Raw genomic sequence first — 25,957 nt, 5'->3', positions numbered from 1 at the left:
CACCTGGCAGGACGAATCCGTCCAGAATCCAGAGGTGCCGGGGTTGACCTCGGCGCACCTGGCGTACCTGATCTACACCTCGGGTTCGACCGGTCTGCCTAAAGGCGTGATGATCGAACACCGCAATACCGTGAACTTCCTGACCTGGGCCCACGCCGCTTTCAATGCGGGCGCAACCTCTGTGGGAGCCGGCTTGCCGGCGATGACGGCGGTGAATCCAACATCGCCATCGCGAGCAAGCTCGCTCCTACAGGGATCGGGTTCGGCGTTGGATAAGACGTTGTTCTCGACCTCGCTGAACTTCGACCTGGCGGTCTATGAGTGCTTCGCGCCCTTGACCTCCGGCGGCAGCATCGAGGTGGTGAAAAACGTCCTGGAGCTGCAACACGGCGAACACGATATCGGCCTGATCAACACCGTGCCATCGGCGCTCAAGGCGTTGCTGGAAGTCGATGGCTTGCCGGAGTCGGTGCACACGGTCAACGTTGCCGGTGAGGCGCTGAAGCGCAGCCTGGTTGAATCCCTGTTCGAAAAAACTGGCGTCCAACGTCTTTGCAACCTCTACGGCCCGTCGGAAACCACCACCTACTCAAGCTGGGTGTCGATGGACCGCGAAGACGGTTTCGCCCCGCATATCGGCAAACCGGTCGGCAACACCCAGTTCTACTTGCTGGATGAACAGCAACAACCGGTCCCATTGGGCGTACCGGGTGAAATCTACATCGGTGGCGCCGGTGTGGCGCGGGGTTACCTGAACCGCGACGACCTCACCGCCGAACGCTTCCTCCAGGACCCGTTCGCAAGCACGCCGAATGCCCGCATGTACCGCACCGGCGACCTGGGTCGCTACCTGGCGGACGGCAATATCGAATACCTCGGCCGTAACGACGACCAGGTGAAAATCCGCGGCTTCCGTATTGAACTGGGCGAGATCGACGCCCGTCTGGCCAAACACCCGGCGGTCCATGAAGCGGTGGTCACCGCTCGTGAAGACATCCCGGGCGATAAACGCCTGGTGGCTTATTACACCCTGGCCACCGGGTACACCTCGGTGGAGATCGACAGCCTGCGTCAGCATCTGCGGGAGAAGCTGCCGGAGTACATGGTCCCGGGTATCTACGTTGTTCTGGAGAAGCTGCCTTTGACCCCCAACGGCAAGCTCGACCGCAAGGCCTTGCCGGCCCCGGACAGCGATGCGTTGGTCCGTCGTGGCTACGAAGCCCCTCAAGGCGAAACCGAAATCGCCTTGGCGCAGATCTGGGCCGACTTGCTCAAGGTCGAGCAGGTGGGGCGTCACGATCACTTCTTCGAACTGGGCGGCCACTCGTTGCTGGCGGTCAGCCTGATCGGGCGCATGCGCCAAGCGGGTCTGAGCGCCGATGTCCAGGTGCTGTTCGGCCAGCCGACCCTGGCCGCGCTGGCCGCCGCCGTGGGCGGGGGCCGTGAAATCAGCGTGCCGGCCAACCTGATTGGCGAAGGGTGCGAGCGTATCACCCCGGATATGCTGCCGCTGGCCAATCTCGACCAGGCCGCTATCGACCGTATTGTCGCCAGCGTGCCGGGTGGCGTGGCGAACGTGCAGGATATCTATCCGCTGGCGCCGTTGCAGGAAGGCATTCTCTACCACCATCTGTCAGCCGTGGACGGCGACCCCTATGTCCTGCACATGATGTTCACGGTGCAGGAGCGTCAGCGGCTGGACGATTTTGCCCAGGCGCTGCAACAGGTCATCGACCGCCATGACACCCTGCGCACCTCTGTGCTCTGGGAAGGCCTGGACGAGCCGGTCCAGGTGGTCTGGCGCCAGGCTCGGTTGCAATGCGAAGCCGTGGAGCTGGACTCTGGGGCCGGTGACGCCGCCGGCCAGCTCAAGGAGCGTTTCGACAGCCGTCATTCGCGCCTGGACGTCACCCTTGCGCCGCTGATGCAACTGGTGTTTGCCCGGGATGAAGCCCGGCAGCGCTGGGTGGCGATGTTGCGCTTCCATCATATGGCCCTGGACCATACGACCCTGGAAGTGGTCCGCCATGAAATCCAGGCGTATCTGCTGGGGCAGGCCGAGCAGCTCGGCAGCCCGGTGCCGTATCGCAACTATGTGGCCCAGGCGCGCCTGGGCCTGAGCCGCGAGGAACACGAGGTGTTCTTCCGCGACATGCTGGGGGATGTCGACGAACCGACGCTACCGTTCGGCCTGCGCGAAGTGCAGGGCGAAGGCCAGCAGATCGAGGAAGCCTCGCAGGTCCTGGCGTCGAGCTTGAGCCTGCGCCTGAGGACCCGTGCCCGGCAGTTGGGGGTGAGTGCCGCCAGCCTGCACCACCTGGCCTGGGCGCGGGTGATGGGGGCGCTGTCGGGCAAGTCGGACGTGGTCTTCGGCACCGTGTTGATGGGCCGGATGCAGGGCGGCGAAGGTTCCGAGCGGGCGCTGGGGATGTTTATCAACACCTTGCCGTTGCGGGTTGCCGTGGGTGAGGAGGGCGTACGCGCCGGGGTCAAGGCGACCCACGCGCGGCTGACCGCGCTGCTCGGCCATGAATATGCGTCACTGGCCCTGGCCCAGCGTTGCAGCGGCGTGGCCGCACCGACACCACTGTTCAGCGGCCTGCTCAACTACCGGCACAGTGCCTCGGAGCAGGTTACCGAACAGGCCGTGCAGGCCTGGCAAGGCATCGAGATCCTCGGCAGCGAGGAGCGCAGCAACTACCCGCTGACCCTGTCGGTGGATGACCTGGGTGAAGACTTCGCCCTGAGTGTCCTGGCTCCGGAGGCGATCGGCGCGCAACGGATCTGCGACTATATGCACACGGCCCTGGTCAATCTGGCCGACGCCCTGGAGCAGGCGCCGCTGACGCCGCTGTCCGCGCTGTCGGTCGTCCCGGCCGCCGAACGCCAACTGCTGCTGGAAGACTTCAACCGCAGCACCGCGCCTTATCCCGCCGGCCTGACCATTGCCCGGCAGTTCGAAGCCCAGGTTCTCGCGACTCCCGACGCGCTCGCGGTGGTCCATGAAGGCCAGGGCCTGAGCTATGTCGAGCTGAATCGCCAGGCCAACCAGCTGGCCCATCATCTGCGCGGCCTTGGCGTACAGCCTGATGACCGCGTCGCTATCAGCACGCGGCGCAGCCTCGACATGCTGGTCGGCCTGGTGGCGATCCTCAAGTCCGGCGCCGGTTATGTGCCGATCGATCCGTCGCACCCGGCGGAACGCCTGGCCTACCTGCTGCGCGACAGCGCCCCACGGGTGCTGCTGACCCAGGCCGAGCTGCTTGAACGCCTGCCGGTGCAGGACGTGCCAGTGCTGCTGCTCGACGCCGAATCCCGCCACGCCGCGGGTGTCGACGCGCAACCGCGGAGCAACCCGGATATCGCCACACCGTCCAGCCTGGCTTATGTGATCTACACCTCGGGCTCCACCGGTGAGCCGAAGGGCGTGATGGTCGAGCACCGTCAACTGTCCAATCTGGTGAGCTGGCACTGCCAGGCGTTCGCCCTGGAAGCGGGCAGCCAGACCTCCAGTGTCGCCGGCTTCGGCTTCGACGCGATGGCCTGGGAAGTCTGGCCGGCACTGTGTGTCGGCGCTACCTTGCACCTGCCGCCGGCTTCTGCCGGCAGTGAAGATGTCGACGGCCTGCTGGCCTGGTGGCTGGCGCAGCCCCTGGACGTCAGCTTCCTGCCGACGCCGATTGCCGAATATGCCTTCAGCCAGTCGTTGCAGCACCCGACCCTGCGCACCCTGCTGATCGGCGGCGACCGCCTGCGGCAGTTCCCCCAGGGCCAGCGCTTCGCCCTGATCAACAACTATGGCCCGACCGAAACCACGGTGGTGGCGACTTCCGGGCTGATCGACGAACACGCCGCGACGCTGCATATCGGCAAACCGGTGGTCAATACCCGGGTCTATCTGCTCGACGAACAACTGCGTCCGGTACCGCTGGGCGTGCCCGGTGAACTCTATATCGGTGGCGCGAGCGTGGCCCGTGGTTACCTGAACCGCGCGGCACTGACCGCCGAACGCTTCCTCAAGGACCCGTTCAGCAGCGAACCCGAGGCGCGGATGTACAAGACCGGCGACCTGGCGCGCTGGCTGGTCGACGGCAATCTCGACTACCTGGGGCGTAACGACGACCAGGTGAAGATCCGTGGCCTGCGTATCGAACTGGGGGAAATCGAAACCCGCCTGGCCAGCCACCCTGAGATCCAGGAGGCTGTGGTCCTGGCCCGCGAAGACCACCCCGGCGACAAGCGTCTGGTGGCCTATTACAGCTCGGCTGACGCCACGCTGGAAATCGAAACCCTGCGCGCCTACCTGCAAACGCAACTGCCGGACTACATGGTGCCGTCGGCCTATGTCGCCCTGGACAGTTTTCCGCTGACCGCCAACGGCAAGATCGAGCGTCGGGCACTGCCGGCACCGGATCTGACGGCCCTGGTCAGCCGTGGCTACGAAGCGCCCCAGGGCGATATCGAAATCACCCTGGCGCGGCTCTGGGCCGATGTGCTCAAGGTCGAGCGCGTCGGTCGGCATGACCATTTCTTCGAGCTCGGCGGCCACTCGCTGCTGGCGGTCAACCTGATCGGGCGCATGCGCCAGGTCGGCCTGGCGGCGGATGTCCGCGTGCTGTTCGGTCAACCGACCCTGGCCTCCCTGGCGGCGTCGGTGGGCGCGGTCAGCGACCTGGCGGTTCCGGCCAACGGGATTGCCGCGGACTGCCGGCGCATCACCCCCGACATGCTGCCGCTGATCAGCCTGGACCAGGCCACCCTCGACCGCGTCGTGGCCACGGTGCCCGGTGGTGCGGCGAACGTGCAGGATATCTACCCGCTGGCACCGTTGCAGGAAGGCATTCTCTACCACCACCTGAGCGCCGAGCAGGGCGACCCCTATGTGCTGCAATCGCAGTTCGCCTTTGACAGCCGCGCCCGCCTGAACGATTTCGCCCAGGCGCTGCAAGCGGTTATCGACCGGCATGACATCCTGCGCACCTCCATGCACTGGGAAAGCCTCGACGAGCCGTTGCAGGTGGTCTGGCGCCATGCCGAGTTGAGCATCGAGGAGGTCCATCTGGATCCCCGTGTCGGCGATATCGCCGAGCAGTTGCAGGGGCTTTTCGACCCACGCCAGGTACGCCTGGATGTCCGCCAGGCACCGATGCTGCGCCTGGTCTTCGCCCTGGATACGGCCAACCAGCGCTGGCTGGCGACCTTGCTGTTCCACCATATGGTCCTCGACCACACCGCGCTGGACCAGGTGAAGCAGGAAATGCAGGCCTGGCTGCTGGGCCAGACCAATCAACTGGGCGTCTCCGTGCCCTATCGCAACTATGTCGCCCAGGCTCGCCTGGGGGTCAGCGAGCAGGCCCACGAGGCGTTCTTCAAGGACATGCTCGGCGATATCGACGAGCCGACGCTGCCGTTCGGCCTGCAGGATGTGCAGGGCGATGGCCATGCCATCGAACAGGCCCATCTGGCCCTGGACGCCGGTTTGAGCCAGCGCCTGCGGGTCCAGGCCCGTCAGTTCGGGGTCAGTGCCGCGAGCCTGGTACACCTGGCGTTTGCCCAGGTCCTGGGTCGGGTCAGCGGGCGTGAGCAGGTGGTGTTCGGCACCGTGCTGTTCGGCCGGATGCAGGCCGGCGAGGGCGCCGAACGGGCCCTGGGGATGTTTATCAATACCTTGCCGCTGCGGGTTGACCTGGGTGAGCGGGAAGTCCGTGAAGGGGTCAAGGCGACCCATGCGCGGCTGACCGCCTTGCTCGGACATGAGCACGCCTCCCTGGCCCTGGCCCAGCGTTGCAGCGGCGTGGTTGCGCCGGCGCCGCTGTTCAGCGCGTTGCTCAACTATCGCCACAGCAGCACGGTGGTGACCGAGCAAGGCCAGAGCGCCTGGCAAGGCATGCAGGCCCTGGCGGGCGAAGAGCGGACCAACTATCCGTTGACCGTCAACGTCGATGATCTGGGCGACGGCTTCTACTTCACCACGCTGGTGGCCGCGACCATTGGCGCGCAACGTGTTTGCGGTTACTTGCAGACGGCCCTGGACGGGTTGGTCCAGGCCCTGGAACAGGCGCCACAGACGCCGTTGCACGCAGTGTCGATATTGCCGCCGGCCGAGCGTGAGCAGTTGCTCGAAGACTGGAATCAGTCCGGCCAGGACTATGCCGCCGAGGCATTGATCCATCAGCAGTTCGAAGCCCGTGCCGAAGAACGGCCGGAGGCCGTGGCGCTGGTGTACCAGGATGAAAGCCTGAGCTACGGCGAACTCAACGCCCGTGCCAACCAGGTTGCTCATCGTCTGCTGGCCTTGGGCGTGCGCCCTGATGATCGGGTGGCGATCTGTGTCGAGCGCGGCCCGGCGATGATCGTCGGCCTGCTGGGTATCCTCAAGGCCGGCGCCGGTTATGTCCCGCTGGACCCGGCTTACCCTCGTGAGCGCCTGGCCTATACCCTCGGCGACAGTGCCCCGGTGGCTTTGCTGAGTCAGCATTCGGTGCAGGAAGCCTTGCCGGCGGTCCAGGTGCCTGTTATCAATCTTGACGATGCGGATCTGCAGGACGAATCCGTCCGTAATCCGCAGGTGCCAGGGCTGACGGCCGCGCATCTGGCCTATGTGATCTACACCTCCGGTTCCACGGGCCTGCCCAAGGGCGTGATGGTTGAACATCGCAACGTTGCGCGGCTGTTCTCGGCCACCGAAGAATGGTTCGGCTTCAATGAGCAGGATGTCTGGGCACTGTTCCACTCGTTCGCCTTCGACTTCTCGGTCTGGGAGATCTGGGGCGCGCTGCTGCATGGCGGCCGTTTGCTGATCGTGCCGCAACTGGTCAGTCGTTCGCCTGAAGATTGCTACGCGCTACTGTGCAGCGCTGGAGTCACGGTACTCAACCAGACCCCGAGCGCCTTCCGCCAACTGATCGCTGCCCAGGGTGAAAACGGCCGGCCACACTCGTTGCGCCAGGTGATTTTCGGCGGCGAGGCGCTGGATACGGCACTGCTCAAGCCCTGGTACGCCCGGGACCTGAACGCCGCTACACAGCTGGTGAACATGTACGGCATCACCGAAACCACGGTGCACGTGACCTATTACCCGTTGCAGGCCGAAGACGCCCAGCGCCTGGGCGCCAGCCCGATCGGCAAGCGCATTCCCGACTTGCAGCTGTATGTCCTCGATGACCGTCGCGAGCCAGTACCGGTGGGCGTGGTCGGCGAGCTGTATGTCGGTGGCGCCGGGGTTGCCCGGGGCTACCTGAACCGTGCCGAACTGAGTGCCGAGCGTTTCCTCGACAACCCGTTCAGCCGCGAGGCGAATGCCCGCATGTACCGCACCGGTGACCTGGGTCGCTGGCTGGCCGACGGCAGCCTGGAATACCTCGGTCGTAACGACGAGCAGGTGAAGATTCGCGGTTTCCGCATCGAACTGGGCGAGATCGAAGCGCAGCTTGGTGCCTGCGAGGGCGTGCGGGATGCGCTGGTGCTGGTGCGCGAAGACGAACCCGGCGACAAACGCCTGGTGGCTTATGTCATCGGCGCTGCGGGGGGTGAGCTGGACGCCGCGCAACTGCGTGAGCAACTGCGCCAGTCCCTGGCCGAATACATGCTGCCAAGCGCCTTTGTCAGCCTGGAAAGCTTCCCGCTGACCGCCAACGGCAAACTCGACCGCAAGGCCCTGCCGGCCCCGGATCGCTCGGCGGTGGCCAGCCGTGGCTACGAGGCCCCTGAAGGTGACACCGAGATCGCCATTGCGCGGATCTGGCAGGAGCTGTTGCAACTGGATCAGGTCGGTCGCCATGACCACTTCTTCGAACTGGGCGGCCACTCGCTGCTGGCGGTGAAACTGATCGAGCGCATGCGCCAGGTCAACCTCAGTGCCGATGTCCGCGTACTGTTCGGCCAGCCGACCCTGTCCGCCCTGGCGGCCGCGGTGGGTGGCAAGCACGAGGTCGAAGTCCCGGCCAACCTCATCCCCGAAGGTTGTGAACACATCACCCCGGACATGCTGCCGCTGGTGTCCCTGAGCCAGGACGATATCGACCGCGTGGTCGCCGGCGTGCCCGGTGGCCTGGCCAATGTGCAGGATATCTACGCCCTGGCGCCGTTGCAGGAGGGGATTCTGTATCACCACCTGGCCGCGGCCCAAGGTGACCCGTACCTGCAATATGCGATGTTTGCCTTTGACAGTCTCGAACGCCTGCACAGTTTCGCCCAGGCCCTGCAAGGCGTGGTGGCGCGACACGATATCCTGCGTACCTCGGTATTCTGGGAAAGCCTCGATGCGCCGGTGCAAGTGGTCTGGCGCGAAGCGACCCTGGGTCTTGAACAGCTTGAGCTGGACCCGGCGAACGGTGAAGTGGTCGAACAACTGCGTGAACGCCTCGATCCACGTCATACCCGCCTGGATATTCGCCAGGCGCCGATGATGCGCATCGGTTATGCCCAGGACCCGGCGAATAAGCGCTGGGTCGGCATGCTGCTGTTCCATCACCTGGTGGACGACGCCACCTCGCTGCGCATTCTCTGCGGCGAAATCGAGGCGCATATGCTCGACCGCCAGGCCGAGCTGCCGCCGTCCGTGCCGTATCGCAACTACGTGGCCCAGGCCTGGCTGGGTGTCAGCCGCGAGGAACACGAAGCGTTCTTCCGCGACATGCTCGGCGATATCGAGGAACCGACGCTGCCGTTCGGCCTGCAGGATGTGCAGGGTGACGGTCATGCGATCGAGGAAGTGCGGCAACGTGTGGACGACGACCTGAGCCGTCGCCTGCGCTTGCAGGCCCGTCAGCTCGGGGTCAGTGCCGCGAGCCTCTATCACCTGGCCTGGGGTCGTGTACTGGGCGTGGTGTCGGACAAGGACGATGTGGTCTTCGGCACCGTCTTGCTCGGTCGCCTGCAAGGCGGCGCCGGGGCCGATCGGGCCCTGGGCATGTTCATCAATACCTTGCCGCTGCGGGTGGCCCTGGGAGAGCAGGGCGTGCGCAGTGGTCTGAAGGCCACCCATGCCCGACTCAGCGGGCTGCTGGCCCATGAACACGCGTCGCTGGTACTGGCGCAACGCTGCAGCGGCGTGTCCGCTTCGACGCCGCTGTTCAGTTCCTTGCTCAACTATCGGCAGATCGGCGATACCAACGTGACCGACCAGGCGTTGGCCGCCTGGGAAGGTATCCAGGCGCTGGACGGCGAAGAACGCACCAACTACCCGCTGACCTTGTCGGTGGACGATCTGGGTGAAGGTTTCAACCTGACCGTCATGGCCGAAGGGCAGATCGGTGCCGAGCGGGTCTGCGGCTATATGCACTGCGCCCTGGAAAACCTGGTGCAGGCCCTGGAGCAGACGCCGGACACGGCCCTGGGCGCGATCAATATCCTGCCGCCGGGCGAACGCCAGCAATTGCTGGAAAGCTGGAACACTCCTCATGCGCTGTATTCCGATGACGCCTTGATCCACCGCACCTTCGAAGCCTGGGTGGTGGCGCAACCGGAAGCCGTGGCCCTGCAGTATGAAGGGCGCACACTGACCTACGCTGAGCTGAACGCCCGCGCCAACCAGGTCGCCCATCATTTGCTGACCCTGGGCGTGCGTCCGGATGACCGGGTGGCGATCTGTGTCGAACGCGGCCTGGAGATGATTGTCGGGCTGTTGGGTATCCTCAAGGCGGGTGCCGGCTACGTGCCGATCGACCCGGCCTATCCGGCCGAGCGTATCGCCTACCAGTTGCAGGACAGTGCTCCCGTGGCGGTATTGGTCGATGCCGCCGGCCTGGCGCTGCTGGGCACCTTCGACGGCCCACGGGTCGATCTGCGCAGCCCGGCGCTGCAGGCCCAGTCGAGCAGCAATCCACGGGTCAGCGGGCTCAGCCCGCATCACCTGGCCTATGTGATCTACACCTCCGGTTCCACCGGCCTGCCCAAGGGCGTGATGGTCGAGCACCGCAACGTCGCGCGGCTGTTCTCGGCGACCCAGAGTTGGTTCGAGTTCAATGAACAGGATGTCTGGGCCTTGTTCCACTCGTTCGCCTTCGACTTCTCGGTCTGGGAAATCTGGGGCGCGCTGCTGCACGGCGGGCGTTTGCTGGTGGTGCCACAACTGGTCAGCCGTTCACCAGAAGACTGCTACGCACTGCTGTGCAACGCCGGGGTAACGGTGCTCAACCAGACCCCGAGCGCCTTCCGCCAGTTGCTCAACGCCCAGGGCGAGAGCGATCTGCGCCATTCCCTGCGCCAGGTGATTTTCGGTGGCGAAGCCCTGGAAACCGGGATGCTCAAGCCGTGGTACGCCCGGGTGGCCAACGCTGGCACGCAATTGGTGAACATGTACGGCATCACTGAAACCACGGTGCATGTGACCTACTGCCCATTGGTGGCGGCGGATGCGCAGCGGGCGGGCGTCAGCCCTATCGGCGTACGGATTCCCGACTTGCAGTTGTATGTGCTCGACAGCCGCCGCGAGCCGGTGCCGGTAGGCGTGGTCGGCGAGCTGTATGTCGGCGGTGCCGGGGTGGCCCGGGGTTATCTGAACCGTGCCGAACTGACCGCCGAGCGTTTCCTGGCGAACCCGTTCAGCAAGGAGCCCCTGGCGCGCTTGTACAAGACCGGCGACCTGGGTCGCTGGATGGCCGATGGTAGCCTCGATTACCTGGGCCGCAATGACGACCAGGTGAAGATCCGTGGTTTCCGTATCGAACTGGGTGAAATCGAAGCGGCGCTGGCTGCTTGCGAAGGCGTCCGCGAGGCGGTGGTGCTGGCCCGTGAAGACGAGCCGGGGGATAAACGCCTGGTGGCCTATGTGATCGCCGCGCCGGGCCAGGAGGTGGTTGCCGCCGAGTTGCGTGGGCAGCTGTTGCTGTCCCTGGCGGACTATATGGTGCCAAGTGCCTTCGTAGCCCTGGAAGCCTTCCCGCTGACCACCAACGGCAAGCTGAATCGCAAGGCCTTGCCGGCACCGGATGCGCAAGCCCTGGTGCGCCGTGACTACGCGGCGCCTGAAGGTGCAGTGGAAATCGCCATCGCGCAGATCTGGCAATCCTTGCTGCAACTGGAGCAGGTCGGTCGCCATGACCACTTCTTTGAACTGGGCGGGCATTCGCTGCTGGCGGTGAAACTGATCGAGCGCATGCGCCAGGTCGGCTTGGCCGCCGATGTGCGGGTGCTGTTCAGCCAGCCGACCCTGGCGGCCCTGGCCGCGGCGGTGGGCGGGCATCAGGAGGTGCGGATACCGGACAACCTGATTGCTCCGGGCTGTGAGCGTATTACCCCGGACATGCTGCCCCTGGCCGATCTGGACCAGGCGGCCATCGATCGCATTGTCGCCAGCGTTCCGGGCGGTGTGGCCAATGTGCAGGATATCTACGCCCTGGCGCCGTTGCAGGAAGGGATTCTTTATCACCACCTGGCGGCCCACGAGGGTGACCCCTATGTCCTGCAGGTGCTGTTCGCCTTCGACAATCGCGAGCGCCTGGGCGGTTTCGCCCAGGCCTTGCAGAGCGTGGTCGATCGCCATGACATCCTGCGTACCAGCGTGGTCTGGGAGGGATTGGACCAGCCGGTGCAGGTGGTCTGGCGCACCGCGCAACTGGGTGTGGAAGAGGTGGCGGTCGATCCGGCGGCGGGTGACGTGCTGGAGCAACTGCATGAACGTTTCGACCCGCGCCATTACCGTCTGGACATTGGCCAGGCGCCGCTGATGCGCATCGCCTACGCACCGGACATGGCCAACCAGCGCTGGGTCGGGATGCTGTTGTTCCATCACATGGCCCTGGATCACACCGCGCTGGAAGTGGTGGTGCAGGAAATGCAGGCCAACCTGCAAGGTCTGGACGGGCAATTGCCGGTGCCGGTGCCGTATCGCAACCATGTGGCCCAGGCCCGCCTGGGCGTCAGCCAGCAGGAGCACGAAGCCTTTTTCCGCGAGATGCTCGGCGATATCGACGAGCCGACGCTGCCTTATGGCATTCAGGATGTACAAGGCGACGGCAGTGGTGTCGACGAAATCCGCCAGGTGCTTGACAGCGGTTTGAGCCAGCGCCTGCGCAGCAGCGCGCGGCAACTGGGGGTCAGTGCCGCGAGCCTGGTGCACCTGGCCTGGGCCCAGGTGGTGGGCCGGGTCTCGGGTCGTGAGGAAGTGGTCTTCGGCACCGTACTGATGGGCCGCATGCAAGGCGGCGAGGGCACCGACCGGGCCCTGGGGATGTTTATCAATACCCTGCCGCTGCGCCTGAGCGTCGGCGCCCAGGGTGCATTGGCCGGGGTCAAGGCGACCCACGGGCGGCTGTCGACCCTGCTCGGCCACGAGCATGCCTCGTTGTCCCTGGCCCAGCGTTGCAGTGGCGTGCCTAGTTCGTTGCCGCTGTTCAGCACGCTGCTGAACTACCGTCACAGTGCCAGCGGTGTGGCTTCGTCCGAAGCGCTGTCGGCCTGGCAGGGTATCCAGACCCTGAGCATGGAAGAGCGCACCAACTATCCGTTGTGCCTGAACGTCGATGACCTGGGCGATGACTTTATGCTCACCACCCAGGCGGTGGGGCAGATCGGTGCCAAGCGGGTCGGCGGTTATATGCAGGCTGCCCTGGCGAGCCTGGTGGAAGCACTGGAACACAAGCCGCAGGCGGTATTGAACAGCCTGTCGATCCTTCCGGATGACGAGCGCGAGCAGTTGCTGGTGGGGTTCAACGATACGGCGCTGGATTATCCGCTTGAACAGACCATTCACGGGTTGTTCGAAGCACAGGTCGAGCGTACGCCGCAGGCCCTGGCGGTGGTGCATGGCGGGAAGCGCCTGAGCTATCGCGAGCTTAACGAACAGGCCAACCGTTTGGCCCATGCGTTGCGCAAGCAGGGTGTGCAGCCGGATTCGCGGGTCGGGATCTGCGTTGAACGTGGGGTCGAGATGGTCGTCGGCTTGCTGGCGATCCTCAAGGCGGGTGGCGGTTATGTACCGCTGGACCCGGCTTATCCGGCGGAACGGATTGCCTATATGTTGCAGGACAGTGCTCCGGCGGCGGTGCTGGCCCACTCGGCTACCCATGAGCTGTTGGCGGGTATTTCGGTGCCGGTCATCAATCTCGACCAGGGCACCTGGCAGGACGAATCCGTCCAGAATCCGCAAGTGCCGGGGCTGACTTCGGCGCACCTGGCTTACCTGATCTACACCTCGGGTTCGACCGGCCTGCCTAAAGGCGTGATGATCGAACATCGCAACACCGTGAACTTCCTGACCTGGGCTCACAAGGCTTTCGATCACGAGGCCCTTCAGACTCACACAACCCTCCTGAGTCACACAAACCCTGTGGGAGCCGGCTTGCTGGCGATTGACGTCAACGATAACGCGGTACTGCTGAATCACACCAAACCTGTGGGAGCTGGCTTGCCGGCGATGACGTCCGATCAGGCGATGCAAGACTCACGGGCCTCATCGCCAGCAAGCCGGCTCCTACAGGGACCGGGTTCGGCGTTGGAAAAGACGTTGTTCTCGACCTCGCTGAACTTCGACCTGGCGGTCTACGAGTGCTTTGCACCGCTGACTTCGGGCGGCAGCATCGAGGTGGTGAAAAACGTCCTGGAGCTGCAACAGGGCGAACACGATATCGGCCTGATCAACACCGTTCCATCGGCACTCAAGGCGCTGCTGGAAGTCAACGGATTGCCTGAGTCGGTGCACACGGTCAACGTGGCGGGTGAAGCCCTTAAACGCAGCCTGGTGGAAAACCTCTTCGAGCAGACCGGCGTCCAACGCCTGTGCAACCTCTACGGCCCGTCGGAAACCACCACCTACTCAAGCTGGGTAGCGATGGATCGCCAGGACGGCTTCGCCCCGCATATCGGCAAACCGGTCGGCAACACCCAGTTCTACCTGCTGGATGAACATCAGCAACCCGTCCCACTGGGTGTTCCGGGTGAAATCTATATCGGTGGCGCTGGCGTAGCCCGAGGCTACCTGAACCGCGATGACCTGACTGCCGAACGTTTCCTCCAGGACCCGTTCAGCCTGGCCCCGGCGGCACGGATGTACCGCACCGGCGACCTCGGTCGTTATCTGGCGGACGGCAATATCGAATACCTGGGCCGTAACGACGACCAGGTGAAAATCCGTGGCTTCCGTATTGAACTGGGCGAGATCGACGCCCGTCTGGCCAGACACCCGGCCGTCCATGAAGCCGTGGTCATGGCCCGCGAAGATATCCCGGGCGACAAGCGCCTGGTGGCCTATTACACCCTGGCCGCCGAGCACACTTCGGTGGATATCGACAGCCTGCGCCTGCACCTGCAGGAGCAGTTGCCGGAGTACATGGTCCCGGCGGCCTACGTGCAGCTCGAAGCACTGCCGCTGACCCCGAATGGCAAGCTGGACCGCAAGGCCCTGCCGGCACCGGATCTGCAAGCGGTGATCAGCCGTGGCTACGAAGCACCCGAAGGCGATATCGAAATCGCCCTGGCGCAACTCTGGCAAGAACTGCTGGGCCTGCCCCAGGTCGGCCGGCATGACCAGTTCTTTGAACTGGGTGGCCACTCATTGCTGGCGATGCGTCTGATTTCGCAGATCCGCCAGCGACTGGGGGTTGAGGTGGGCCTGGCGCAACTCTTTGCCCATCCCGAACTGATGGCCCTGGCCCAGGTGATCGCCCAGGCCGGGCGCAGCACGCTGCCGGAGATCGTGCCGGTGGCCCGTGACCAGGCCTGGCCGTTGTCCTTCGCCCAGCAGCGCCTGTGGTTCCTCGCGCAGATGGAAGGCGCCAGCGCGGCCTACCATATGCCCGCCGGCCTCAGCCTGCGTGGCACCCTCGACCGCGTGGCCCTGCAACGGGCACTGGAGCGCATCGTTGCGCGCCACGAAGGCTTGCGCACCACCTTTATCCTGGGCGATGACGAACAACCGTTGCAACGGATCGCCTCGGCGGATGCCGGCTTCAGCCTACAGTTGCACGATTTGCAGGGGCTGGCGGCGGCCGAGGAGAAACTCCAGGTCCTGGCCAGCGAGGAGGCCGTGCAAGCCTTCGATCTGGAACAGGGGCCGTTGATTCGTGGCCGTCTGATCCGTATGGCCGAGGACCACCATGTCCTGTTGCTGACCATGCACCATATCGTCTCCGATGGCTGGTCGATTGCCGTGCTGACCCGCGAGCTGGCCGCGCTCTACGAAGCGTTCAGCCAGGGCCGGGACGATCCGTTGGCGCCGTTGGCACTGCATTACCTCGACTACGCCGTCTGGCAGCGTCGCTGGCTCAGTGGCGAGCTGTTGCAAAAGCAGTGCGGTTATTGGCAGCAAGCCCTGGCAGAGGCCCCTGCGTTGTTGATGTTGCCTACCGATCGGGTCCGTCCGGCACAGCAGGACTATGCCGGTGCCGCGCTGCCGGTGGCCTTCGACGAAAACCTGACCCGTGGCCTCAAGGCCCTCGGCCAGCGTCACGGCACCACCTTGTACATGACCGTCATGAGCGCCTGGGCGGCGCTGTTGGGCCGTCTGGCCGGGCAGGACGACGTGGTGATCGGTTCGCCGGTGGCCAACCGCATGCGCAGTGAAGTCGAAGGGCTGATCGGCCTGTTCGTCAATACCCTGGCGATCCGTGTCGACCTCAGCGAGCAGCCGACGACCGAGTCCCTGTTGGCGCGGGTCAAGACCGCTACCCTCGGCGCCCAGGCGCATCAGGACTTGCCGTTCGAACAAGTGGTGGAAGTGATCAAGCCGGTGCGCAGCCTGTCTCACAGTCCGGTTTTCCAGGCGATGTTGACCTGGCAGGACATGGGCGGTGGCGACTTCGCCCTGGGCGATCTGCAACTCGAAGGCCTGGGCTCGACCCAGACCCTGGCCAAGTTCGATATCTCGCTGGACCTGGGCGAGGCCCAAGGCCGTCTGCTCGGTTCGCTGGAATACGCCACGGCGCTGTTCGACGAAGGCACCATGGTTCGTTACCTCGGCTACTTCCAGCGCCTGCTGGAAGCCATGGTTGCCGACGACAGCCAGGTGCTGGAACGCGTGCCGTTGCTCGATGCCAGCGAACGTGAGCATTTGCTGCTGGGCCTCAATGCGACTGAAGTACCTTATCCGCAGGACAGTACGATTCATCAGCTGTTCGAAGATCAGGTCCGGGCGCAACCGGAGGCCATCGCGGTGGCGTTCCAGGCGCAGCGCCTGAGCTATGGCGAACTGAACCGCCAGGCCAACCGACTGGCTCATCATCTGATTGGCCTGGGCATCGGCCCGGACGATCGGGTGGCGATCTGTGTCGAGCGCGGTGTGGAGATGATGGTCGGCTTGTTGGGTGTGCTCAAAGCGGGTGCGGCCTATGTACCGCTGGATCCGGCTTATCCGGCCGAGCGCCTGGCCTATATGATCGAGGACAGTACGCCGTCGGCCTTGCTGACCCAGCGTGCATTGCAGAGCCATTTACCCGCACTGGCCGTGCCGCTGGTGCTGCTCGACGACGATCAGCGCCAGGGCTTCAGCGAGCGTGACGACAACCCCGTGGTGCCGGCCCTTGGCTCGCGCAACCTGGCTTACGTGATCTACACCTCCGGTTCCACCGGTAATCCGAAAGGGGTGATGATCGAACACCGTGGCCTGGTCAACTACAGCGTCGACGCCGCCCGCCTGTTCGGCCTGACTGCGACAGACACCGTGCTGCAACAGAACACCCTGAACTTCGACCTGTCGGTGGAGGAAATCTTCCCGGCACTGCTGGCCGGGGCCACCCTGGCGCCAAGCCGCGAGATCTTCGGCAGCGAGGGCTCGGAGAATCACGGTATTCGCCCGACCTTCCTGCATATGACCGCCGCTCACTGGCACACCCTGGCCGCCGAATGGCACAGCCAGCCGCAAGTTGCCGCGCAACGTCTGGAAGGCGTGCGCTTGATCAACGTCACCGGCGACGCCCTGTCGGCACAAAAGCTCAAGCTCTGGGATGAAGTCCGCCCGGCACATACCCGCTTGATCAATACCTACGGTCCGACCGAGGCAACGGTGTCCTGCACCGCCGCTTATGTCACCCACGATGCGGTGGCCGGTAGCGAAGGCAGTGGCAACGCGACCATCGGCAAGCCGATGGCCAACACCCGTATCTATCTGCTCGATGCCCATCAACAACCGGTGCCCTACGGCGTGGCCGGTGAAATCTTTATCGGTGGCGACGGCGTGGCCCGGGGTTACCTGAACCTCGAACAGGTCAACGCCGAGCGATTCCTCGTTGATCCGTTCAGCACCAGCCCTGATGCCCGGATGTACAAAACGGGCGACTTGGCCCGCTATATGGCCGACGCTCGTATCGAGTACCTGGGCCGCAATGACTTCCAGGTCAAGGTCCGTGGCTTCCGGATCGAACTGGGGGAAATCGAGGCACGCCTCGGTGGTTGCACCGGGGTCAAGGAGGCGGCGGTGATTGCTCGCGAAGACCGTCCGGGAGAAAAGCGTCTGGTGGCCTATGTGGTCGCCCAGCCTGAAGCGAACCTGAATGTTGCCGGTTTGCGTGCGGAACTGGCACCGCAGCTTGCCGAATACATGCTGCCAAGTGCCTTCGTGATCCTCGACGCCTTGCCGTTGACACCGAACCGCAAGCTCGACCGCAAGGCCTTGCCGGCCCCAGCGGACGATGCCTTTGCCAGCCGCGAGCATGTCGCCCCGCAAGGCGCCACCGAGACGGCCCTGGCGCAGATCTGGCAGAGCCTGCTGAATCTGCAACAGGTGGGGCGTCATGACCACTTCTTTGATCTGGGTGGGCACTCGCTGCTGGCCATGCGCTTGATTTCCCAGGTGCGCCAGCGCCTGGGCGTCGAGCTGAGCCTGGCGGATATCTTTGCCCAACCGGAACTGGCGGCATTGGCCCAGGTGCTGGCGCAAGCCGCCGGCAGCAGCCAGCCGCCGATCGTGCCAGTATCCCGTGACCAGGCCTTGCCATTGTCGTTTGCCCAGCAGCGCCTGTGGTTCCTGGCGCAACTGGATGGCGGTAGTTCGGCTTACCACATTCCAGCCGGGCTGCGTTTGCGTGGTGCCCTGGATCGAATCGCCCTCAAACGGGCGCTGGATCGTATCGTTGCCCGTCACGAATCACTGCGTACCACCTTTGTGCAACTGCAGGGGCATGACGCGGAACAACGTATCGCCCCGGCCGACATCGGCTTCAACCTGCAATTGCACGTACTGGCTGGCCAGGCAGAGGCGGAAGAAGAGCTGCTGTCCATCGCCGCCGAAGAGGCTCGCGAGAGCTTCGACCTGCTGCGTGGACCGCTGGTGCGCGGGCGTCTGGTGCGCATGGCCGATGATGACCATGTGCTGCTGGTGACCTTGCACCACATCATCTCCGACGGCTGGTCCGCCGGCGTACTGACCCGCGAACTGGGCGTGCTCTATGAGGCCTTCCGCCAGGGGGCGGAGGATCCGTTGCCGGCCTTGCCGGTGCAGTACGCCGACTATGCGGTTTGGCAGCGCAACTGGCTGAGCGGTGAAGTGCTGCAACAGCAAGGACAATACTGGCAACAGGCCCTGACCGGTGCCCCGGTCCTGCTGGCACTGCCAAGCGACCGGCCGCGTCCGGCGCAGCAGGACTACAGCGGGCATCTGTTGGGCCTGGCCCTCGATGCCGACTTGACCCGTGGTCTCAAGGCGTTGAGCCAGCGGCAGGGCACCACCTTGTTTATGACGGTCATGGCGGCCTGGGCTGCGGTGTTGAGCCGCCTGTCCGGCCAGGATGATGTGGTGATCGGTACGCCGGCGGCCAACCGTCTGCGCGCCGAGGTGGAGGACCTGATCGGGTTCTTCGTCAACACCCTGGCGGTACGGGTCGAGGTCTCGGCGGCTCTGAGCGTCGAAACCTTGCTGCAACAGGTCAAGCGCCAGACCCTGGCCGCCCAGGCCAACCAGGACTTGCCGTTCGAGCAGGTGGTGGAAGTGGTTCGTCCGCAGCGCAGTCTGTCCCACAGCCCGATTTTCCAGGCGATGTTGTCCTGGCAGAACACCGAGGACGTCGATCTGGCGCTCGGCGATATGACCCTGCATGGTGTCGGGGTGACCAGTCGCACGGCCAAGTTTGACGTGCTGCTGGATATGACCGAGGTGGGCGACCGTCTGTTCGGCACTTTGGAATACGCCACGGCGTTGTTCGACGAGTCGACCATGCAGCGTTGCCTGGGTTACCTGGAAGCCATGTTGCGTGGGATGGCGGCCGATGAGCGGGCGCTGGTCGCGGAGATTCCGTTGCTGGATCAGGAACAGCGTGGGCAGTTGCTGGAAGCCTTCAATGCCACTGCGGTCGACTATCCGCAGGATCTGACCTTGCATGGCCTGTTCGAAGCTCGGGTTGCCACTTGTGGTGACGCAGTAGCGGTTGTGGACGAGAAGGGCAGCCTGACTTATGACGCGCTTAACCGTCAGGCCAACCGCATTGCTCACCGTTTGATCGGCCTGGGCATCGGCCCGGATGATCGGGTGGCGATCTGTGTCGATCGTAGCCTGGAAATGGTCGCGGGGTTGATGGGTATTCTCAAAGCCGGCGCTGCGTATGTGCCGCTGGACCCGGATTACCCGATTGATCGTCTGACTTACATGCTGGAGAACTGTGCTCCGGCGGTGGTCCTCACCCAAGAGGCTTTGCGTGCAGTGCTTCCAGCCAGCAACGTACCGGTGCTGTTGCTCGATCCTGAGTATGCCGAACGTGAAGGTTTCCTCGCACAACCAGATAGCAATCCGCTTCGGACCGAGGTTTATCCCGAGCATTTGGCCTATGTGATCTACACCTCCGGTTCGACCGGCCAGCCGAAAGGCGTAATGAACGAACACCGTGGCGTGGTCAACCGCTTGTTGTGGATGCAGGACGAATACGGTCTGGATGCCTCGGACAGCGTGTTGCAGAAGACGCCATTCAGCTTCGACGTGTCGGTCTGGGAGTTCTTCTGGCCGCTGTTCAACGGCGCACGGCTGGTGATGGCGCGTCCGGGCGGTCATCGTGACCCGGGCTATCTGCGTGAAGTGATTCGTGAGCAGAAGATCACCACCTTGCACTTTGTGCCGTCGATGCTGGATCTGTTCCTCGCTCATGGCGAGGCCGGGGGTAGCGGTTTGCTGCGAGTCATGTGCAGCGGTGAAGCGCTTCCGGGGCATCTGGTGCGACGCTTCAAGCAGCAGTTGCCGGAAGTCGGCCTGTTCAACCTCTACGGTCCAACCGAAGCGGCGGTAGACGTCACGGCTTGGGATTGTGCCGGTCCTTTGGACGAAACCCCGGACAACACACCTATTGGCAAACCGGTGGCGAATACGAAGATCTACCTGCTGGACGCCAGTCGTCAGCCAGTACCGCTGGGTGTGGCAGGCGAGTTGTATATCGGTGGTGTGCAGGTGGCTCGCGGTTACCTGAACCGCCCCGAACTGAGCGCCGAGCGTTTCCTCGACGACCCGTTCAATGTCGGTCGTATGTACCGCACCGGCGACCTGGGTCGCTATCTGCCGGACGGCACGGTGGAATACCTGGGCCGTAACGACGACCAGGTGAAGATCCGTGGTTTCCGGATCGAACTGGGCGAGATCGAAGCGCGCCTGGCTGCTTACCCTGGCGTTAAGGAAAGCGTAGTCCTGGCTCGGGAGGACAACCCGGGCGAAAAACGCCTCGTGGCCTACGTCACCGCGCAGCAGCCTGAAACCGTGTTGGAGATCGAAAGCCTGCGTGGCCATCTGCAAGGCGCACTGCCGGAATACATGGTCCCGGCGGCCTATGTGCAGCTTGATGCTCTACCACTGACGCCCAACGGCAAATTGGACCGCAAGGCCCTGCCGGCCCCGGATGGCACGGCACTGATCAGCCGCGAATATGAAGCGCCGCAAGGCGAAGTGGAAAGCGTACTGGCGCAACTCTGGGCGGAATTGCTCAAGGTCGGGCGCGTAGGGCGGCACGACAACTTCTTCGAACTCGGCGGTCACTCGCTATTGGCCGTGACGTTGATCGAACGCATGCGCCAGGTCGGCCTGAGCGCCGATGTACGGGTGTTGTTCGGCCAGCCGAGCTTGTCGGCACTGGCGGCAGCGGTGGGCGGCAGCACGGAAATCGTAGTGCCGGCCAACCTGATCGTTGAAGGCTGCACGCATATCACTCCGGATCTGCTGCCATTGGTCAATCTGACCCAGGTGCAGATCGACCGGGTAGTGGCGAGCGTACCGGGTGGCGCGGTGAATATTCAGGACATCTACCCGCTGGCACCGTTGCAGGAGGGGATTCTCTATCACCACCTGGCGGCGGAGCAGGGCGATCCCTATGTGCAGCAGGCGCTGTTCTACCTGGAAGACCGCGCGCGGCTGTTGGCGTTTATCGACGCCTTCGAGGGTGTGATCGGTCGCCACGATATCCTGCGCACCGCCGTGTTGTGGGAAGGCCTGGACGAGCCGTTGCAAGTGGTGCTGCGTCGGGCACCGATGGTGCTGGAAGAAATGACCTTTGCGCCTGAGTCCGGTGATATCGCCAGCCAGCTGCGTGGGCATTTCGATCCGTTGCACTACCGGCTCGATGTGCGTCAGGCGCCATTACTGCGCCTGGCGTGCACCTACGACGCCGCTCAGCAGCGTTGGGTCGCCTTGCTGCTGTTCCACCACATGGCCCTCGACCACACCGCGCTGGACGTGGTGCGCCACGAGATGCAGGCCTATCTGCTGGGGCAGCAGGCGCAACTGGGGGCGGCGGTGCCGTATCGCAACTACGTGGCCCAGGCCCGTCTGGGTGTCAGCCAGGCGGCTCACGAAGCCTTCTTCCGCGACATGCTCGGCGATGTCGACGAGTCGACCCTGCCGTTCGGCCTGGCCGATGTGCAGGGTGACGGCAGCGCCATCGAGCAGGCCCACCTGATGGTCGACGAAACCTTGAGCCTGCGCTTGCGTCAATGTGCACGCCAGCTCGGCGTCAGCGCCGCCAGCTTGCATCACCAGGCCTGGGCCCAGGTGGTCGGCGGCCTCAGCGGTCGCGAGGACGTGGTGTTCGGCACCGTGCTGATGGGCCGGATGCAAGGCGGCGAGGGGGCGGATCGGGCGTTGGGGATGTTTATCAACACCTTGCCTTTGCGCATCGAGGTCGGAGCGCAGGGTGCCCGGGCCGGTGTCCGGGCGACCCATGCCCGCCTGAGCGCCTTGCTCGGTCACGAGCACGCTTCCCTGGCCCTGGCCCAACGTTGCAGCGGCGTCGTCGCTCCGGCACCGCTGTTCAGTGCCTTGCTCAACTACCGGCACAGTGGCGGGCAGCTCGACAACCAAGCCCAGGCGGCGTGGAACGGGATCGAGAGCCTGGGGGGCGATGAGTGGACCAACTACCCGCTGTCCCTGAGTATCGATGACCTCGGCGAAGCCTTTGTGCTGACCGCGCAAGTGGTGGCCGAAATCGGTGCCCAGCGCATCTGCGGCTACATGCATGCTGCGCTGGACAACCTAGTGGAAGCGCTGGAACGCACGCCGGAAATGCCGTTGCACGATCTGTCGATCCTGCCGCTGGCGGAACGTCGGCAACTGTTGCTCGACTTCAACCGGACCGAACGTGCCTATCCCCACGGCCAGTTGATCCATCAGCTGTTCGAGGCCCATGCGGCGGCACGGCCACAGGCAATCGCGGCTCGTCAGGGTGAGTTGACTGTGAGCTACGGTGAACTTGATACCCGCGCCAATGCCTTGGCCCACAGCCTGCGCGAGCAGGGCGTGGTGCCGGGTACCCGGGTGGCGATCCTGCTGGATCGTTCGATTGACTTGCTGGCGAGCCTGTTGGCGACCCTCAAGTGCGGCGCCGCTTACCTGGCGCTGGATCGCCTGGCCCCCGAGGAGCGCGTGCGCTTCATGCTCGAGGACAGCGAGGCAACGGTGCTGCTGACCCGCAGCGACCTGTCGGCCCCCGAAGGCACGCCACGCCTGAACCTGGATACCCTGGAGTCGCTGACCCTGGCGGTCAACCAGGCGCCACCGGCACTTGAGGGCAACACGGCGGGAGACACCCCGGCCTGCATCATCTACACCTCCGGTTCCACCGGTCAGCCCAAGGGTGTGATCGTCAGTCACAACGGCCTGGCGCGTCTGGTCCAGGACAATGGCTACTACGATTTCTCTCCCGAGGATCGCGTGGCCTTCTCCTCCAACCCGGCGTTCGACGCCAGCAGCCCGGAAATCTGGGGTGCCTTGCTCAATGGCGGGCAGTCGGTGATTGTCGAGCATCAGGTGCTGCTTGAACCGACGGCCTTTGCCCAGTTGCTGCAGCGCAGCGAAGTGACGGTGTTGATCACTTCCACGGCCTTGTTCAACCTGTATGCCGGGTTGATCCCCGAAGCCCTGGCGGGACTGCGCATGGTCATGTGCGGTGGCGAGCGGGCTGATCCGGCGTCGTTCCAGCGGGTGCGCGAGCACTCGTCCACGGTCCGCCTGTTCAACGGTTACGGTCCGACCGAAGCCACCACCTGCGCCAGCCGTTACGAGGTGTTCGACATACTGCCGGGCACCCTCGGCCTGCCGATCGGCCAGCCCAACGCCAACGTGCGCATCTATGTGCTCAATGCCCGGCGCGAGCCGGTGCCGGTGGGTGTGGTCGGCGAGATGTATATCGGCGGTGCCGGGGTCGCGCTGGGTTACCTGAATCGCCCGGAAATGACCGCCGAACGCTTCAGCGACGACCTGTTCGCCGAGCATCTCGGTGGCCGGCTCTATCGCACCGGTGACCTGGCGCGCTGGCTGTCGGACGGCAACCTCGAGTACCTGGCGCGCAACGATGGTCAGGTGAAGATCCGTGGTTTCCGCGTGGAGCTGGGGGAAATCGAGACCTGCCTGCATCACTGTGCCGGTGTGCGCAACGCCGTGGTGGTGGCGCGCGAGGACAGCCCGGGCGACAAGTACCTGGTGGCTTATTACACCGTGCAACCCGACGGCGAAGTCCCGGAGTCCGAAGCTCTGCGTGCGCAACTGGCCGCCGACTTGCCGGAATATATGGTCCCGGGTGTCTGCATTCGCCTGGATGCCTTGCCCCTGACGCTCAACGGCAAGGTCGATGTGCGGGCACTGCCGGCACCGGAGGCGGAGCAGTTCGCCACCCACGCCTTCGAGGCGCCGCACGGCGATCTGGAACATCGTCTGGCGCAGGTCTGGGCCGAGGTGCTCGACCTGGAGCGGATCGGGCGGCATGACAGTTTCTTCGCCCTGGGCGGTCATTCGCTGCTGGCGGTGCGCCTGGTCAGCCAGCTGACACTGGCCGGGTTGCCGGTGTCGCTGGCCGAGCTGTTCCAGCACGCCAGTGTCGCGGCGCTGGCCGGGTTGCTGGAAAGTCGCACAGGTGAAGTGCGTTCGAATGAGCAACTGGTGCCGGTACGCACCACCGGTAGCCAACGGCCGTTGTTCTTGGTTCACGAGTTCACCGGCCTGGACCTGTACTTCCCGACCCTGGGTCAGCATATCGACAGCGATATCCCGGTCTACGGCCTGCCTGGCGTGGCCCTCGGGCAGACGCAGTTGCAGACCATGGAATGCCTGGCGACCCGTCTGTTGCACCTGATGCGCACGGTCCAGCCGCAAGGGCCTTATCGCCTGGCCGGCTGGTCGTTCGGCGGGGTGTTGGCCTATGAGATCGCCATCCAGTTGGTTGGCCTCGACGAGGAAGTGGAGTTCGTCGGCTTGATCGACACTTATCTGCCGCGCCTGGTGGATCAGGGCCGGGCCCGCTGGAATCCGGACAGCGCCCACCGACAGCATCTGCTGGAACACTGCGAGCGGTTCTGGACGGGGCGCGCGGAGTCTGCGGATGTCCTGGCGCGGTTGGAGGCGTTGCGTGCGCAACTGCAGTCCTTCGATTTCGACGGCCTGCTGCAACGCTGCCGTGAGCAGGGCGTGCTGCCACCGGAACTCGATGTCTATGGGGCCAGCGATCTTTGGCAGTACCTGGATCGCGAAGTCGCCCACGGTCATGCCCAAGCTCACTACACGGTGTACGCCAACAGCGTGCCGGTGCATCTGTTTACCGCCAGCGAGCGGGCCCATGACGCACCGGCCCACAGCGGCTACCTGGGTTGGGATGATGTGCTGCCGCTGAGCCAGTTGCACAGCATCAAGGTGCCGGGTGATCACCAGAGCCTGATGCAGGCGCCGCATATCGAAGGTCTGGCGCAGGCGATCAACACGGCGCTGGCCGGTCTGGCCGGTCGTCCGTCGCCGACCCGCGGTGTTCACCAACCGTTGCTGACGATCCAGGGCGGGAGCCGCGATCACACGCCGGTGTTCTGCGTGCCGGGGGCCGGCGACAGTGTCACGGGCTTTATCTGCCTGACCGATGCGTTTGGTCCGCACTGGCCGATCCATGGCCTGCAACCGCGCGGGCTGGATGGTCGCACGGTGCCCTACAGCCTGGTGGAGACGGCCGCCGAGGCTTATCTGCTGGCCATCGACAGCGTGCATCCGACCGGGCCGGTGCATCTGCTCGGTCACTCCTTCGGTGGCTGGGTGGTCTTCGAAATGGCCCAGCGCCTGACGGCGCGGGGTCGCGAGGTGGCTTCGCTGACCTTGATCGACAGCGAGTCGCCGGGGGGCAACGGTGTGGTGGGTAAACCTTATACGGCGATGGGCGTGCTGGAGCGCCTGATCGAGACCATGCAACTGGCCGCGGGCAAGTCGATGGAGGTCGACCGGGCCGCCTTCGCGGCGCAGGACGATGCCGGCCAGATGCGCTTGCTGCATGCCGGGATGGTGCGGGCCGGGTTGTTGCCGCAGCGTTCGGCGCCGGACTCGATGCGTGGGCCGGCACGGGCTTTCGGCACGGCCTTGCGTACCCGTTATCAACCGTCGTCGATCTACACCGGGCCGGTTCGCCTGGTGCTGGCCGACGACCCGGTGCTGGACGCGGCGGGCAACCAGCGCGAGCAGCAGTCGATGGTCGCCGGCTGGCGCCGTTGTGCACCGGATCTCACCGTCTGGCGTGGGCCGGGCAACCATTTCACCATCCTCAAGGCGCCGCATGTGCAACATCTGGCGAGCTGGTGGCGAACCCATCAATAA

At 64.6% G+C, this 25,957-nt stretch carries 1 protein-coding gene (running past one end of the window); it reads left to right on the top strand.

Translation table 11 applies throughout. The annotated features are described in order from the left end of the window. Nucleotides 1-25,957, top strand: the 3' portion of a protein-coding gene (locus HX830_RS32095; RefSeq protein ID WP_256350493.1) for a non-ribosomal peptide synthase/polyketide synthase. It extends 5,243 nt beyond the left edge of the window; only the last 25,957 of its 31,200 coding nucleotides appear in the window; its start codon lies off the left edge, out of view; the stop codon is at nt 25,955-25,957.

Origin of the sequence: Pseudomonas gingeri, assembly GCF_013385425.1 — a bacterium.
GTDB lineage: Bacteria > Pseudomonadota > Gammaproteobacteria > Pseudomonadales > Pseudomonadaceae > Aquipseudomonas > Aquipseudomonas gingeri_D.
This window is presented reverse-complemented; position numbering and strand designations above follow the sequence as displayed.